This window comes from Arthrobacter sp. Dra40 (assembly GCF_059091905.1).
In genome coordinates this window covers 1-14836 of sequence record NZ_JBNHHB010000130.1, presented here as the reverse complement: position 1 = coordinate 14836, position 14836 = coordinate 1, and the positions used below count along the sequence as shown (strand labels likewise).

General features: G+C 66.1%; 13 protein-coding genes and 1 tRNA gene. 7 read left to right on the top strand and 7 right to left on the bottom strand.

The window, feature by feature from the left end; all coding sequences use genetic code 11:
- From AC5RWT_RS27015 to AC5RWT_RS27000, 4 genes are all read right to left on the bottom strand, one after another.
- Window positions 1–1190: hypothetical protein (locus AC5RWT_RS27015; protein WP_494082877.1), on the bottom strand; the 1190-nt coding region annotated here is incomplete at its 3' end.
- Between the two features lie 9 nt (window positions 1191–1199).
- On the bottom strand, window positions 1200–3629 hold the full coding sequence (locus AC5RWT_RS27010) for a transglycosylase domain-containing protein (RefSeq protein WP_494082876.1): 2430 nt from the start codon (window positions 3627–3629) through the stop codon (window positions 1200–1202).
- Between the two features lie 448 nt (window positions 3630–4077).
- Window positions 4078–4287, bottom strand: coding sequence for a hypothetical protein (locus tag AC5RWT_RS27005; protein ID WP_494082875.1), 210 nt, complete (start codon window positions 4285–4287; stop codon window positions 4078–4080).
- A 124-nt stretch (window positions 4288–4411) separates the two neighbouring features.
- Complete coding sequence (locus tag AC5RWT_RS27000) at window positions 4412–5563, bottom strand: alpha/beta hydrolase (RefSeq protein ID WP_494082874.1); 1152 nt, start codon at window positions 5561–5563, stop codon at window positions 4412–4414.
- 107 nt (window positions 5564–5670) lie between these two features.
- Here AC5RWT_RS27000 and lysX point away from each other — a divergent pair, with 107 nt between their 5' ends.
- The 7 genes from lysX (at window position 5671) to AC5RWT_RS26965 (ending at window position 12910) form a co-directional block, all read left to right on the top strand.
- Window positions 5671–9012: a bifunctional lysylphosphatidylglycerol synthetase/lysine--tRNA ligase LysX gene (lysX, locus tag AC5RWT_RS26995; RefSeq protein ID WP_494082873.1), complete on the top strand. Its 3342-nt coding sequence runs from the start codon at window positions 5671–5673 to the stop codon at window positions 9010–9012.
- A 154-nt stretch (window positions 9013–9166) separates the two neighbouring features.
- Entirely contained in the window at window positions 9167–9925 is a 759-nt protein-coding gene (locus AC5RWT_RS26990) for an SGNH/GDSL hydrolase family protein (protein ID WP_494082872.1), read from the top strand.
- Between the two features lie 126 nt (window positions 9926–10051).
- Window positions 10052–10216 (top strand): hypothetical protein, encoded by a 165-nt coding sequence (locus tag AC5RWT_RS26985; RefSeq protein ID WP_494082871.1) that lies wholly within the window; start codon window positions 10052–10054, stop codon window positions 10214–10216.
- Window positions 10217–10245: 29 nt separating this feature from the next.
- Window positions 10246–10476 (top strand): zinc-ribbon domain-containing protein, encoded by a 231-nt coding sequence (locus tag AC5RWT_RS26980; RefSeq protein WP_494082870.1) that lies wholly within the window; start codon window positions 10246–10248, stop codon window positions 10474–10476.
- A gap of 20 nt (window positions 10477–10496) precedes the next feature.
- Complete coding sequence (locus AC5RWT_RS26975; protein ID WP_494082869.1) at window positions 10497–11135, top strand: SOUL family heme-binding protein; 639 nt, start codon at window positions 10497–10499, stop codon at window positions 11133–11135.
- Window positions 11092–12024 carry a patatin-like phospholipase family protein gene (locus AC5RWT_RS26970; RefSeq protein WP_494082868.1) on the top strand — a complete coding sequence of 311 codons (933 nt, stop codon included), beginning with the start codon at window positions 11092–11094 and terminating at the stop codon, window positions 12022–12024. The genes AC5RWT_RS26975 and AC5RWT_RS26970 overlap by 44 nt, the downstream gene beginning before the upstream one ends.
- Before the next feature lie 109 nt (window positions 12025–12133).
- Window positions 12134–12910: a type 1 glutamine amidotransferase domain-containing protein gene (locus AC5RWT_RS26965; protein WP_494082867.1), complete on the top strand. Its 777-nt coding sequence runs from the start codon at window positions 12134–12136 to the stop codon at window positions 12908–12910.
- Here AC5RWT_RS26965 and AC5RWT_RS26960 read toward each other — a convergent pair.
- The 3 genes from AC5RWT_RS26960 to AC5RWT_RS26950 all read right to left on the bottom strand — a co-directional run bounded on the left by AC5RWT_RS26960 (window position 12804) and on the right by AC5RWT_RS26950 (window position 14832).
- Window positions 12804–13385, bottom strand: coding sequence for a GNAT family N-acetyltransferase (locus AC5RWT_RS26960; protein WP_494082866.1), 582 nt, complete (start codon window positions 13383–13385; stop codon window positions 12804–12806). The two genes, AC5RWT_RS26965 and AC5RWT_RS26960, sit on opposite strands and share 107 nt — an antisense overlap.
- Window positions 13386–13679: 294 nt before the next feature.
- A complete protein-coding gene (locus AC5RWT_RS26955) occupies window positions 13680–14006 on the bottom strand; it encodes a rhodanese-like domain-containing protein (RefSeq protein WP_494082878.1) in 327 nt (108 codons plus the stop codon).
- 736 nt (window positions 14007–14742) lie between these two features.
- Window positions 14743–14832: transfer RNA gene (locus tag AC5RWT_RS26950), tRNA-Ser, on the bottom strand.
- Between the last annotated feature and the right edge of the window lie 4 nt (window positions 14833–14836).

Below are 14836 nucleotides of genomic sequence, written 5' to 3'. Positions count from 1 at the left end.
TTCGCCACGGCGGCGGCATAGTCCTTGTACTCCTTCACCTCTGTCCGGTAATGGTCGTAAGCGGCCCAGTAGTCCAGCACGCTCTGCTGCCATTTTTGGGTGCCGGCAGCCAGCTTCTCCTCGGCGGACTGGAGCCGTTTCCGGTTGGCGGCCGCGGCGGCGTCCGCGTCGAACGGCACCGGAGCCATGCCGGTGAAATCCCAGCCGCAGCCAGGCCCGGTGGAATCCTCGGCCAGCAGCCTGACCCTGGCCGCCGTGGCAGGCTCGTCCGCGGGGCTCGTGGGTGGCTTGGGAAGCTTCCGCTGATCCGGCATCGGCGGCCACACCGGATACTCCGGCTCGTCCGCCGGATTGGCTGGCTTGACCTTGAGTGCCGGCGCCGGCCTGGACACCGATTCGTAGCCGCGCCTGCCCGGTACGGCCGGCGGGGAAACGGTGCGGATGGCCACGGTCTTGGTGACGGTGAACGGTTCATAGCCCGCGGTTGACCACGGCGAACGGGCCGCGTCACCGGCCGCGGATTCGTGGTCCGCGCACACGTGCTGCAGTGCGCCGGCCAGCTTCTTGTCGAGTTGTTTGGCCAGCTTCTCCAGCGGCGCCGGGGCCTTTGCCACCAAAAAGACCAGCACGTCCCCGCGCCGGAAGGTGAACACCTGCAGGGTGCCGTGGCCGTTCTTGGCGGTGTAGATCCGGTGGGCCTGGACACCGGGCCCGTCGTCCACGTCCTCCCCGCTGACTGCGATGGAGTCCCCGGCGCAGAAGGCCGCGTTGTCCAGCAGTTTGTCCATCGCTTCGGCGCCCAGCCCGGCGGTGTAGGCGGCAGCAACCACCTGCACGCCCAGTTCGCCCACCGTAAACGAGCGGTCCAGCGCGACGGATGGAGCAGTACCCACATCGCAGGTGTAAGGAACCGGCAGCGCCACGCCGGACTGCACCGGACCGTCCGGCTTCCATGACTTGGGCGGCTTTTCGAGCAGCCGGGTCAACGACGTGGAAGCCGGGCTGTCGGTGAGTACGGCACTGATCGCCGCCGGTGTGGCAGCTTCGGCCACCGCAGGGGCCTGCTCCTGCGGGTGGACCATCGGCAGGCCGGCTACCTGCAGCGCCACCAGTCCCGACGCGGTGAGGGAGGCCAGGCAGAGGGCGCCGGCGGCGAGGGCAACAGCCGGATGCTTCTCGAGGATGGACATCGGGACTCCTTACCGCTGGCTGGGAACCGTGATGGCGGTGTTGCTGCCGGCACTGAGTGTGAGCGTCACTTCCTGCCGGAAGGCCAGGGTGCTGCCCGGCGCTGCCGACTGGGTGGTCACTACGTTCGGCGCCACCCGGGGGTCCGGCTTGGCCGTTTCCTGTCCAATCACGGGCACCAGATTGTTGCGCAGCAGCACCGTGATGGCCTCATTCACGCCCAGTCCGCGCAGGTCCGGCATCGACCGGGACGCGGTGGTGCTGGTGGTCAGCGGATCGGCTTCCGGCATCGGCTCGACGGGAAGGCCCTTGTGCAGGCGTTCCATGGTGTCCTTCCACACCGGGCCGGCCAGTTCGGACCCGGTGAGGTCGTAGAACGTTCTGCCGTAGGCTTGCACCTTCTTCAGCGGATACTGGGCACCTCCGCGGGGGTCGCCCAGCCAGACCGCCGTCGCGTACTGGGGCGTGACGCCCACTATCCAGTTGGCTGCGAAATCATTGGTGGTGCCGGTCTTCGCCCCGGCCTGGCGCCCCTTCGGCATGCCCAAAGCCCCCAGCGTGCCGGCAGGATTGAACGGTTCCTTCAGCACATCCGCCACCGTGGCTGCCACCGAGGGATCAAGGGCCTGGTGGCAGTCGGAGGCGGGTACCGGAATTCTCTCGCCGGTGTCGCTGCGGATACCGGCGGTGATGGTGACCGGGCGGCACAGCACCCCGCCACTGACAAAGGTCGAGTAGGCGTTGGCCATCTCCAGCGGCGACACCTCGTAGGAGCCCAGCGCCAGCGACGCCTCACGGCCGTGTAGCTTGTCCACCGGTATGGACGTGATGCCCAGGGACTTGGCGAACCTGGCCACTTCCTTGACGCCGGTGCGCTCGATCAGCCGCACAAAGTAGATGTTTACGGAAGCGCGGACCGCCTGGTAAGCGTCAATGGAACCGTAATTTTGGTAGCCGTAGTTGTGGAAGCCACCCGGGGGATTGTCTAACGAGGAGTAATAGGGTCCGTTGGCGGGCAGTTTCAGCCGCGGCGAGATGCCCTGCGAGAGGGCCGTCGCAAGCACAATCGGCTTCATCGCCGAACCCACCTGGAAAGCACTGTGGGCATAGACCACCTCTGTTTTGCCCTTGCCCGCACCCCAGGCCCGGTTCTGCGCCACAGCCGTGATGTGCCCGGTGCCGGGAACAACGACGGCGGTGCCCAGGGCTGCGCGGTTCCTGTTGCCCATCGCCTTGCTCACCGCTCGTTGCGCCGCGTCCGCGGCCTTGCGGTCCAAGGCGGTGGTCAGCGTCATGCCGCCGCGGGAGAGCCGGTCGGCGCGTTCTTCCTGGGTCTTGCCAAAGGCCGGATCGCTGAGGATTTCCTCCCGGACCAGATCGCAGTAAAAGGGGTAGTCGGAGCCCCCGCAGCCCGAGGGCACCGATCCCGGGTCAAGGCCAAGCCCGCTCCCGCGGGCCGCTGCCGCCTCTTCCGCGGTGATCGCGCCGCGGTGCTCAAGCACATTCAGCACGGTATTGCGGCGGTCAAGTGCCCGTTCCGGATATTTCATCGGATCGTAGTAGGCCGGTCCCTTGAGCAGCCCCACCAGCAGGGCCGATTGCGCCAAGGTGAGCTTGTCCGCCGTCGTATTGAAATAGATGCGGGCCGCTGCCTGGACTCCGTATGCCTGGTGGCCGAAGTAAACGGCGTTGACGTACATGGTCAGGATCTGGTCCTTGCCCAGCCGTTTTTCCAGTTGCACGGCATACTTGGCCTCGCGGATCTTGGCGTTGTAGGTTTCTCCCACCGCCACCGACTGCTCCGTTTCATCCCGGGCGTTGTTCACCAAAATGTTCTGCACCAATTGCTGGGTAATCGTGGAACCGCCCTGGCGCTCGCCACCCACCGAGTTCGTGACCATCGCGCGGGTCACACCCATCGGGTCCACGCCGTGGTGTTCGTAGAACCGTGAATCCTCGGTGGACAGCAGGGTGTCCAAAAAGGTCGGCGACACCTGATCCAGGTTCACATCAATCCGGTTCTCACTGTAGAAGCGGGCGAATTCCTTGCCGTCCTTGTCCAGCAGGACCGTGTGCTGTGGCAACGCGGTACTCAGCGGAAGGTCGGCGGGCAGCCCGTCCCACAGGTCGAGCACGGAATCGGTGGCGGCCGAGAATGCAATGGCTCCCGGCGCCACCAGCGACCCGGCGCTGAGGGCCACCACGGCGACCGCTCCAGCCCACCCGGCCACGCGGATCAGCGTGCCGTGCCCGCGCTCCGGCCGGGCAGCAGGCTGCAGCAACTCCTCCAGCCCCACGGTCTCTTTCCGCCGAGGCCACCACCGTCCCGGTTTTCTCCGCATGTGGGCGGCGTTGTGGTCCGCCGGCACCGGCGCCGGCTCGGAAAGCGGTGTGCGGGCGTGGTTGTCGCCGCCCTTTGGATCACGATTTGCTTGGTCCACCCCGCGGCCCCTCCGTCCCCCTCAGCAGGCCGCGGACGTCCCCCAACGTCACCGATCCCGGCCTGCACGAATCACCTCCAGGAAGCAGCTATGTCCTGCCGCCACAACCAACGAGGTGGTCTTAGCGTACGGCCAATCGGGCGTGGCTCAACCCCTTTTTTCGGACGTTTCCGATCGCTGTCAAAATGTGACGGAAGTGAAATTTTGTAATGAATGTGAAAGCCCGGTTTGCGCCCACAAGCATTGACAGGACCGCTGCGCGCCAGTAGTGAACCTGGTCTGGTTCGAGGCTCATACCGGCCTCACGGCGTGCCGGGTTCAACAGGTTGTCGCGAAGGAACACGACGGCCAGGAGGGCGGCGAAGCGCGGGAATCAGGAATCCGCCGTCGCCGTCGCGGTGGCGCTCGGAGAAGGACGACGTCGAAAGGACCGGTACCAGACCGGCTGCTACACCGCCCGGTGGTGCACGGACACCGACCCATCAGCCGGCACGACGACAGGTTGCTCCAGTCCCCGCAGGTAGACCAAAAACCCCTCGCCGTCGTGCCTCCTGCGGAACGCGCCCAGGGTACCGACGTACTCGTCCCCATCCGCCGCAGTCACTGAAACAACGCGGCCAATAGCGGTGGCCTTCAAAGTCTTGGCTGGGTTTGCCACTTCTACCTCCTGTAGCCGTGCAGCTGGATGGACCTAGGCTACGCCCGTACGGCCTCGCGTTGGTTGTGTAGACGGCCGGGCTGTCAGCCTTACCGCTTGACACCAGGATGGGGAGCCCGTCGAGTCACGGCGGCGCGAAGTAGCCCGAAATGCTTCCAAGCCAGGTTAGTGAGGGGCCCATTTGCGGCTGCCATACGGACAGCCGGTGCCCGCCGAAGGCACTGATGTTGGTCACTAGGGAGGTAGGCGGGGTAACTATGGACTTGAATCCGGCCAGAGAGCGCAGCGGCCGTCGGTCGTCGCCGCCACTGTAGAACCAGATGGCCACGGCCGGTTTGTGCCGGGCGACCGTAGCGGCGAGGTTGTAACGCGGATCGCCGGGAGGGTCCCAGTGCTGGTCCGGGCTGTAGTCCGGAGCGAAATAGCCGGCGAGATTGATCGAGGCGCCCCATCGCTCAGGATGCAGCACGGAGAACATGGTCGCGCACCAGCCGCCGGCGCTATAGCCGGTGGTGGCCCAAGCATGCCGACTGCCCATGGTGCGCAGGTTCTGTCTGATCCAGTTCACCAGATCCACTGCCACATAGGACTCGTACCTTCCATCGGCGCCGTCAACGCATTCGGTGTCCAGATTCGCCGGATACATATCCGGAATTACCACAATCGGTTCGCGCAGCCGGCCGGCGGCCACCTGGTCCATCACGATCCGGTCGTAATGCAGGGTCCGGATGTAGGTTTCCGGGCTGCCGGGGTAACCGGAGAATGCCGTGAGCACGGGATACGCCCGGTCCGGTTGCTTCAAGTACGACGGTGGCAGCCACAGGGAGACGTTCCGCGTGATCCCGGTAGTCGGGCCGTGAAAGGGGAAGGAGATCCACTGCCCGCCGGCGGCGTCAGGACGAATTTGGCTGCCGAAGGAGGGGTTTGAGGCCGGATGCCGCTGCTGAGGGGAGAACCTGCCGGCAACAACAGTCGGGGCAGCACTGGGCTTACGGGGTTTTGCGCCGATGACAGCCGTGTGAGCCGGCCCTGCCTCTCCGCCAGCGACCAAATCCTGCCAGGAGGTATACCACTGGTTGTCGGCATTGAGTTTCAGGAACAGCGCCACCAGTGAAAGCACCGTGACCAGGACGATCGCGATGGCCTGCACCACGTACTTGCCAAGGCCCGGACCCCGGTGCCGCGGCAGGACAGCCACGGCGACTACCAGCGCCACGGCCAGCAGCACCAGGGTGAAGAGCAAAACCGGCCACGCGGTGAGTTCGTAGAAGGGCATTGCCGGTCGGCTCCTCGCGCGAAGGGGGCGGCGTCGGCCTTGATGGTCGGCGAGATGGCCGTCAGGATAGCACTGGGCCGGCAGCGAAGGAAAAGGACTGGAGAACGATGGTGGCTCTGGAACGTTCCCGTAGTAACCGTACTGGGCGGGTAGTACGCCGTGGCCCGGAACCGGCGCTCGCCGCCCGGACAAAGGAGCGTTGGGCCCGGGCTCTGACCTGGCTGTACGCGGTGGCCACCGCCAGCGCCGCGGTGCTGTGGCTGGCCCGGATGGCCGGGCTGGGTACCCGGGTGCCGGTGGCGGTATTCGGCGCCCTTAATGTTCCGCTGACCCCGTCCCCGGTTTCCGTAGTGGTACTGGCCCTGGTGACAGGAGGACTGCTACGGCGCCGGCGCGTGGCTTTGTGGCTGCTGGCCGTCTTCGCCGTCCTGGGTCTGCTCGCCTCGGTGGCGGTGCTCGCTGAGTGGTGGGAGCCAGGGCTCGTCGAGAGGCAAGAGCGTGCCGAAGAAGGCCTGGTCACCGTATTGGAGGTCACGGGCATCCTCGCTTCGCTGGCCACCTTGTGGCTGGTGTGGTGGGTGCGTTCAGCGTTTCCGGCCCGGATCCGCGCCGGCGCTGTGCGGGCCGCGGCCCTGACACTGGCCGCGGGCACGGTGCTCTCCGCGGGGCTGACCCATGTATTGCTGCTGGCCACCACGGACACTGCCGTCGATGACTGGCCGGTGCTCGGTTCGGCCCTGCTGCGCGCCGTCGGGCTACGCGACGAGGCGCTGCACTACCACCGGCAGGTTCCGCCGGGGGTCCCCTTGGCCGCCTCCCTCCTCCTGGCGGCAACCATCGTCCTTGCCGTCTTCGTGTTCCTACGCTCCGGCCGGCGTCCCGGGGCATGGTCGGGGGAGCAGGAAGTAGTCCTGCGCACCCTCCTGGCCAGCTACGGCGGGCACGACGCGCTGGCATACTTCGCCACCCGGCGCGACAAGGAGGCTCTGTTCGCCCCGGACCAGCGCGCCGCCGTCACCTACCGGGTCATCGGTTCGGTGTGCCTGGCCGCCGGTGACCCGGTGGGCGATCCGGCCTCTTGGGGGGCGGCTGCGCTCGCGTGGACGCAGCACGCCCGCCGCTACGGTTGGACACCGGGGGTGGTCGGGGCCTCGGAGGCAGGCGCCCGTGCCTACGCCGCCGCCGGACTGGGCGTTCTGGCCCTGGGCGACGAGGCGGTGCTTTACCCGGACCGGTTCTCGCTCTCGCACCGCGCCCTGTCCCCCGTCCGCCGCGCCGTGCGGCGGGCCCGCCGGGCGGGGCTGACCGTTCGGGTCCGCCGGCACGGCGAGGTCCCGCCCGCGGAGCTGGCAGTTCTGGGCCAGCTGGCCGAAGAGTGGCGCGGCGGCGAACCGGACCGCGGCTTCTCGATGGCACTGAACCGTTGGGGCGACCCCGCCGACGCCCAATGCGTCGTCGTCACCGCGCACACGGACAACGGCACCGTCGTCGGCCTGCTCTCCTTCGTCCCGTGGGGCCGCCGCGGGCTGTCTCTGGACGTCATGCGCCGCGCCCCGGCTGCGCCCAACGGCACCACCGAACTGATGGTCGCATCCCTGATGGACCGGGCCCAGAGGCTGGGCGTGCGGGAGGTTTCCTTGAACTTCGCCGTGTTCCGCGGCCTGTTCGCCGAATCCGAGCGGCTCGGCGCCGGGGCGGTTACGCGCCTGAACACCTCGGTGCTCGGCTTCTTCGAACGCTTCTTCCAGCTCGAGCGGCTTTACCGCTCAAACGCCAAGTATCAGCCCGAGTGGGTGCCGCGCTACTTCTGCTTCGACGGATTGCTGACCCTGCCGCGGGTGGCCGTGGCCGCCGCGCAGGCCGAAGGATTCCTGCCGTTCCTATTGCGCCGGCATGGCCCCGAGCGCGGTCTGGACGAAGCGCAGCTGGAGCGGGTCCGGCAGTTGGCGGCCGCCCCGCCGCAACCGCCGGCGGCCCTTCGACAGCCGTCTGTGCAGACCCGGCACCGGCTCCGGCACGCGCGGCTGCTGCGCGAGGCAGGACTGGACCCATACCCTGTCGGAATGCCCTCGACGGCCTCGGTCGCAACGTTGGAGCCCGGCGCGGCAGGTTCCTGTCCCGACGCCGGGCCGGTGCGGCTAGCCGGCCGGATCCGGACTCTGCGCCACCACGGGGGAGTGCTGTTCGCGGACCTGACCGACGCGGGACATACCGTGCAGGCCATTCTCGAGCTCCGCGTGCTCGGCGCGGACCGCTTCCGGCTGCTTGACCGGGCCCTGGACACCGGCGACCTGGTAGTGGTCACTGCGGTTCCCGGCCACTCGCGCACCGGCACCCCGTCCTTGCTGGTCCAGGACCTGGTGCTGGCTGCCAAGGCCCTGCACCCGGTGCCGTACCCGCGCTACCGGGAGCTGGTCCGGCGGCTGCCGCAGCGCTCGTCCGACCTCATGGCCCGCCCTGGTGCCCTGGACCTGCTCCTGCAGCGCTCGCAGATGGTATCCGCCCTGCGGGGGGCACTGGAGCAGGAAGGCTACCGCGAGGTGGAGACGCCCATCCTCAATACCGTGCACGGCGGCGCCACCGCCCGGCCCTTCCGTACCTACAGCAATGCCTACGGGCTGGATCTGACCCTGCGGATCGCCCCCGAACTGCAGCTGAAGCGCCTGTTGGTTGCGGGGACCGGCCCGATCTTCGAAATCGGACGCAACTTCCGCAACGAGGGGGCGGACGCCACCCACAACCCGGAGTTCACCTCGCTGGAGGCCTACCGGCCGTTCGCCGACTACAAGGACATGAAGGAGCTGGCCGAACGGCTGATCAAAGCCGCCGCCGTGCGGGTCCACGGGGAACCCCGGCTGTTGCTGCACAGCGAACCCGTGCAGGTCGATGTCTCCGCTCCTTGGCCGATGGTTCCGGTCGCGGACGCGGTCTCGGCCGCCGTCGGTCAGGGCGTCTCCGTGCAGACCGACATCGCCGAGCTGCTGCGGCTGGCCCGGGCCCATGGCGTGGCTGCCGGCCCGGACATGGGCCCCGGCGCCGTGCTGGAAGCGCTGTACGGCAAGCTGGTGGAGCCGGCCACGGTCCGGCCCACGTTTTACTGCGACTTCCCAGTGGAAACATCCCCACTGACCGCCCCGCACCGCAGCTGCCCTGGACTGGTGGAGCGCTGGGACCTGGTAATCAACGGGATGGAGCTCGGCACGGGCTACTCCGAACTGACTAATCCGCACGAACAGCGGCGCCGCCTGGAAGAACAATCGCTGAAGGCCGCCGCCGGGGACCTGGAGGCCATGGAAATCGACGAGGATTTCCTCTACGCGGTCGAAACCGGCATGCCCCCGGCCGGTGGGCTGGGTTTGGGTGTGGACCGGTTGGCCATGCTGCTGACGGGAACCGACATCCGCGATGTACTGAGCTTTCCCTTCGTACGCCCCGCCGCGACCTCCTGATGCCCCTAGCGGATGCGTTGGAAGGAGCGGTGACCGTGGCCAAGTGACGCGACACGCATAAACTTGTTTTGTGGCCGGTACAGCGGCTCGCCCGCCATCGATCCCCTCCTGGCGCCAACTCCTCGCGACAGCGCGTGGCGTCTGCAGCTGCCAGATGGCCGGATCGCTGGCATTGCTCGTACTAGGACTTCTGATGGTCGTGCTGACGGGTTGCGCCCCGCCTACCGGGAGTTCGCCCCCAACGCCTGACGGGGCGGGGGCGGTGGTCGCATTGGGTGATTCCGTGCCGGCGGGCGACGCCTGTGGTTGCACGCCGTACCCGCAGTTGACGGCCTCGGACCTGTCGCCGCCGGGCGGTCCAGCGGTCAGGGCCTCAAACGAGGCGGTGGGAGGGTTCACCACCCTCGACGTGCTTCACCAGCTGAACAGCGCCAGCGCCGTGATCCACTCGGTCAAGGCGGCGAGCTTGGTGGAGGTCGAGGTGGGCGCGAACGACGTGGCGCATTCCAGGTCGTGCGGAACTGACGTGGCCTGCTACTTGCCCGACGTGACGGAGGTGAGGGCGAACCTGCACAACATCGTGAACCGCGTGCACCAGCTCACCGCCGGTCATGCGGTGAACGTGGTGCTGCTGGACTACTGGAGCGTCTGGCTGGGCGGCCGATATGCTCGCCAGCAGGGTAAGGCCTACGAAAACGCGGCGGCTGCTGTCACGGACGAGGTCAACACGGTGATCCGGGACGTCGCAGCGCAGACCGGGTCGGCGTACGTCGACTTGCGCGCGGCATTCAAAGGCCCTGACTACAACTACGACGAAACGCATTACCTGGCCACCGACGGCGACCATCCCAACGCCGCCGGCCACGAGAAGATCGCCGCTGCCCTTGTTGAGGTGGTGCACCAGCGGATGTAGGGGACGTGCACCCCGGGGATGAAGCGGTCCAGGACGATCAATTGATCGACAGCACCCGCAGCCGGACACGGTGATGCCGACTCTCCACGCCGGAGACTCTATGCGTAGAGTAGATAATCAACAAGTATGCTTATCATCTCGGGGAGGGCGGCCAAAGGACTTCCCCTGCCAGCACACCCCCGCCCGGCCCTCGCCGACGACGGCCAAGACGTACTCGACCAAGGCCTCAGCATCCTTCCCCTCGGGCTTCGCGGCCCGCCAACTGCCACCGGTGCCGGCATCCTGGACTGACCGCGAGCAACCTTTGAAAGGCATACACCATGTTTCTTCTCTTCGGCCTTAAAACCGCACTCCGCGATCTCCCAGGACGGATGGCGACGTGCCAATTCTGCGGCCGGTTCGTCCACCATCATCTGCAGGAACGCGCCACCAGATTCACCTTGTTCTTCATCCCGGTCTTCACAACATCCAGGGCCTTAATGGTCACCTGCACGAACTGCGGGCAGAGCTCCACCATGAAATCCCGACAGCGGAACGCCCTCCTCAGCTAGGGCGTATCGTCTGTAAAACCATGACTGAACAGCAGCCCTACGAGCTTGTGCGGCGGTACCCGGGCTTCGAGCTGCGACGGTACCCGTCCTACACGGCGGCGGAAGTGGAAGTGCGTGCGTCCTTTGACCGCGCGGGCAATGAAGCCTTCCGTTACCTGTTCAACTACATCAGCGGCAACAATACGGCTCGGGAGACCTTGGCCATGACCGCGCCTGTGCTCCAGAGCAATGCGTCGCCAGGGAAGCATCCATCCCAGAAGGTGCCGATGACGGCGCCAGTGCTTCAACGCGGACCGTTGGACGGCGGTCCCACCGGCCGCGGCGCATCAGAGGAAGCCGCGTACGTGGTCGCGTTCGTGCTCCCTGCCGGAATGACCGAGGACGCGGCCCCCGTCCCCGCTGACCCGCAGGTCAAAATCCGGACAGTCCCCGGCTCCACTGCAGCCGTGACCCGGTTTTCCGGCAGCGGATCCCGATCTGCCTTCGCCAAGCGCAACCATAAACTTCAAAACGCCATCGCCGCGGCTGGCATGAGAGCCTCAGGTCCGCCCCGGTTCGCGCGGTTCGACCCGCCGTTCAAACCCTGGTTCCTCCGCCACAACGAGGTAATCCAGGATGTGGCCCGAAGCCGGGATACGAACTTGCAGGCGGAGAGCTGAGCGGGTGGGCGGGGCGGGCAAGCGGGGGTTGGTCCTCGGTGGCGGCGGATCGACGGGCAAGGCCTGGCTGATGGGCGTCATCGCAGGCCTGTTCGACGAAGGCCTGGACGTGACCACAGCCGACCTGACCATCGGGACATCGGCCGGATCGACGGCCGCGGTTCAGATAGCCGGCGCGACCCCGACCGAACTGCTTGCCGCCATCCTTGCCTCGGCGCCCCAGCAACCGACGGTCGAATCCAACGGGGGACGCGTTCCGACCAGGCCGGCGGCGGACCATCTGGAGAGAACGGGCAAGATCATCGCCGCCGCTGAGGACGCGTCAGACATGCGGCGCAGAATGGGCGCGGCGGCACTGGACATGGGTGCGGCGTCGGACGGCTCCTGGCAAACACGGTGGCGCGCCACCGTCGTTTCGCGGCTGCCCAGCCAGCGCTGGCCGCATCGAACGGTGCTGATCACGGCGGTCGACGCCCAAACGGGAGAACCGGTCGTATTCGACCGCCACAGCGGAATCGAGCTGGCCGACGCCGTCGCCGCCAGCTGTGCCAGTGGCCTTCCCTACACGATCGGGCACCACCGATATATCGACGGCGGCTACCGACGCAACGAAAATGCTGATCTGGCAGCCGGCTGCGGGCGGGTGCTGGTGCTGTCGCCCTTTGGCGGGAGAACGCGGACGCCGTTGCAGTGGGGCATGCATCTTGCGGCGCAGGTCGACGAGCTGCGAGCCAGCGGGAGCAGCGTCGAAACGATCTTCCCGGAGACCAACTCCGAGCACATGTTCGGTGCCAACGCAATGGACGCGTCGCTGCGTCCGCCCGCTGCCCGGGCTGGTTACCACCAAGGCAGAGTCCTGGCCGGGTGGCTCACCGATTTTTGGCGGTGAGCACTTTAGGCTCAGTCGATTCGAGGCGCCGACGACTACCGCCGCCCTCTACGGGGTGGGCCCGAGCCGGGCCGGGCGTAGGGTGGAGGATGGACGAAAGGAGCACTTCATGAAGAAAATCCTCATGGTACTGACCAGCGTTTCCGAGATCGGCGATACCGGAGAGAAGACCGGTTACAATGTGGCCGAAGCTGCACACCCCTGGAAGGTCTTCAAGGATTCCGGGCATTTCGTCGATTTTGCGTCCATCCAGGGCGGCCAGCCCCCGCGCGACGAAGTGGATAAGGATGATCCCATCCAGGTCGCCTTCACTGAGGACGAGACCACCCGCGCCGGTCTCTACAACACTGCCCGCGTCGACGTCGTTGATCCCGAACAGTACGACGCCGTTTACCTGGTGGGAGGCCACGGCACCATGTGGGACTTCCCCGAAAGCGAAGGCCTGCAGAACCTCGTGGCCAGCATCTACAACACTGGCGGCGTGGTGGGCGCGGTCTGCCATGGACCGGCCGGCTTGCTGAACGTGGAATTGGAGAACGGGTTCCGCCTCGTGGAGGGCCGGAGGGTGGCCGCCTTCACCAACGACGAAGAGGTTGCCGTAGGGAAGGACAAGATCATCCCGTTCTACCTGGCGGACCGGCTTGAGGAACAGGGCGCCACCCACGTCTCCGCCGATGTCTTCGCGGAGAAGGTTGTGGTCGACGACCGGTTGGTGACCGGCCAGAACCCGGCGTCCGCGGCCGGCGTGGCCAAGGAGATGGAGAAGCTTCTGGCCGAAGTCATCCACCAGGAAAAGGCCGAGGAACAACACGAGGCGGAGGCTCTGCGCGCTGAGAAGGACGCCGAGAAAAACGCCAAGAAGGCTGCCGCAGAAGCGGAGCACTAACACCTGCAGCGCACTGAAAGTGGCGGCCGCCCGACGATGGGGTGGCCGCCAACTGTTGTCCTGAAGACGGCAACACGCTATCCAACGCACCACCCACCTGCTTTAGGTTCTGCGCTCCTCGATTTATGGCAGTAGAGCGCCGGCGCCCAGCGCCGCCGCACAGAGCCGCGGGCGCCAGCCAGTCCCATTCCTGCGCCGGCCCCTTAGGGCAAGGTCGGTTGATCGAATCTGACAAATGCCCGCACGGTGCCCCTGCGGAAATCCGAGGTTTCCCGGTAACGAGGGATTCATAGAACGCCTTTTGCCCGGGTTCGTCGTCGGTCAGTAGGACCTTCTGCCTTACATGGGCGTAGCGGGCCAAGGCCTCCGTGGCCAGCAAGCGTCCGATCCCTTTCCGATGATGGTCCGGGTGGACCAGGATGTCCTGAAGGTAACAAATCGAAGCATCATCGGAAATGACCCGCGCCAGACCCACAAGCTCCGTCCCGAGCCTAGCCTCAACAATCGTCGACGATCCGTTCAACGCTCACCTACTGTGCCGTGGTGATACAGGGGTCGCTGCGGCGCCGAGCGACCAGCCAGATGATCCTCACATCGCTCACGGAAGGCCCTTTGAAGGGCCTGACGCTTACTCGCCGTCACAGACGTGCACCAGATGCCAGCCGTCCCAGCCCGGATGCTTGCGCACTTGAACGTCAACAATGCTGCGCTGCCCCGCCCGGCAGGAAGATTTGATTCCTACCAGTTCCACCGGCTGAACCATGGTTATTTATTCGGGCTGCTGGCGCAGTGCTGCCCAGGCTTGGAAACCGCCGATAAGGTCGGTCGCGCGGGTCAGGCCCAGCCGTTGCAGAGTGTGTGCAGCGAGGCTGGAGCTGTAGCCCTCGTTGCAAACGACCACGATCCGACGAGCGGGGTCATCAGCCATCGGGAGCCTGTGGGGGCTGGAAGGATCGAGCCGCCACTCAAGAACGTTTCGGTCTATAACGACCGCTCCCGGAAGTTCACCGTCGCGGTCTCGCTGATCGACCGGGCGCGTGTCAACAACAAAGGGCGCCCGCTGCCATCTCCCGCTCGAGATCCGAAGCGAGAACACGCTCGAGCCCGTTGCGGCTCTCAAGTACTAATTGGTTGATCGTGAGAGTCTCGGGGGAATCGCTGGGATCTAAACTGCGTTGGCAGGTCGCGGCGCCGTCATCGGAGATGTGACACTGCTTCACGTTTTCCTCGCTTCGCCTGCTGATCGGTCGGTCGTTCCACTCTGAAGCGAAATGATGAGCTACTTTGGTCGTAATTTTCAAGGGTGTTGAGGGAGTCAGGCCCGTGCATGCCAGTTCTGGGGGAAGTGGCATGCAGCTTTTCGACGACCCGCTTTGGGCTACCTGCTCCACCACGCGGTCCTGCCACTGGAGGCCGTCTGCGTAAGACAATCGCCTCGACCAGCCAAGTCCCAGTGCCCCGAAGCTAGTCTCTGAGGCGCACACGTCGACTGTTCAAGGGGCGCCTGGTTGGTGAGCAGTTGCGCGTCATGACGAACACGAATCCTGTGCCGACAACAGGGCACCGGCACCAAATGATCAGTATCGGCCACCACGGCCAGCCCGTGGCGCCCGTCATAAGGCAGCGATCAGGAACTGGCGGCTAAAACGGCCAACGTCCGGGCGGGTGCATTGCCCTTACAGCGGTGACTGGTGGTTCCGCGACTGTGATTGCCCCCGGAAAATCCGTCCCTCTTACCGCTCACGAGCTCTGTCTTGGCCAATGAATCCCCTCCAGCGGAAAGCAAAGGCCCCGGTTCCCTTTGTTTACAAGGGAACCGGGGCCTTCTCAGTTGGCGGTGACGGTGGGATTTGAACCCACGTTGGCTGTTACACCAAACAACATTTCGAGTGTTGCACCTTCGGCCGCTCGGACACGTCACCAACG

What these genes read in the sequence shown, in the direction of transcription:
- AC5RWT_RS26980 (WP_494082870.1), top strand. Translation starts at nt 10,246, where the DNA reads ATGTTTCTTCTCTTCGGCCTTAAAACCGCACTCCGCGATCTCCCAGGA.
- AC5RWT_RS27000 (WP_494082874.1), bottom strand. Translation starts at nt 5,563, where the DNA reads ATGCCCTTCTACGAACTCACCGCGTGGCCGGTTTTGCTCTTCACCCTG.
- lysX (WP_494082873.1), top strand. Translation starts at nt 5,671, where the DNA reads ATGGTGGCTCTGGAACGTTCCCGTAGTAACCGTACTGGGCGGGTAGTA.
- AC5RWT_RS26975 (WP_494082869.1), top strand. Translation starts at nt 10,497, where the DNA reads ATGACTGAACAGCAGCCCTACGAGCTTGTGCGGCGGTACCCGGGCTTC.
- AC5RWT_RS26970 (WP_494082868.1), top strand. Translation starts at nt 11,092, where the DNA reads ATGTGGCCCGAAGCCGGGATACGAACTTGCAGGCGGAGAGCTGAGCGG.
- AC5RWT_RS26990 (WP_494082872.1), top strand. Translation starts at nt 9,167, where the DNA reads ATGGCCGGATCGCTGGCATTGCTCGTACTAGGACTTCTGATGGTCGTG.
- AC5RWT_RS26985 (WP_494082871.1), top strand. Translation starts at nt 10,052, where the DNA reads ATGCTTATCATCTCGGGGAGGGCGGCCAAAGGACTTCCCCTGCCAGCA.
- AC5RWT_RS26965 (WP_494082867.1), top strand. Translation starts at nt 12,134, where the DNA reads ATGAAGAAAATCCTCATGGTACTGACCAGCGTTTCCGAGATCGGCGAT.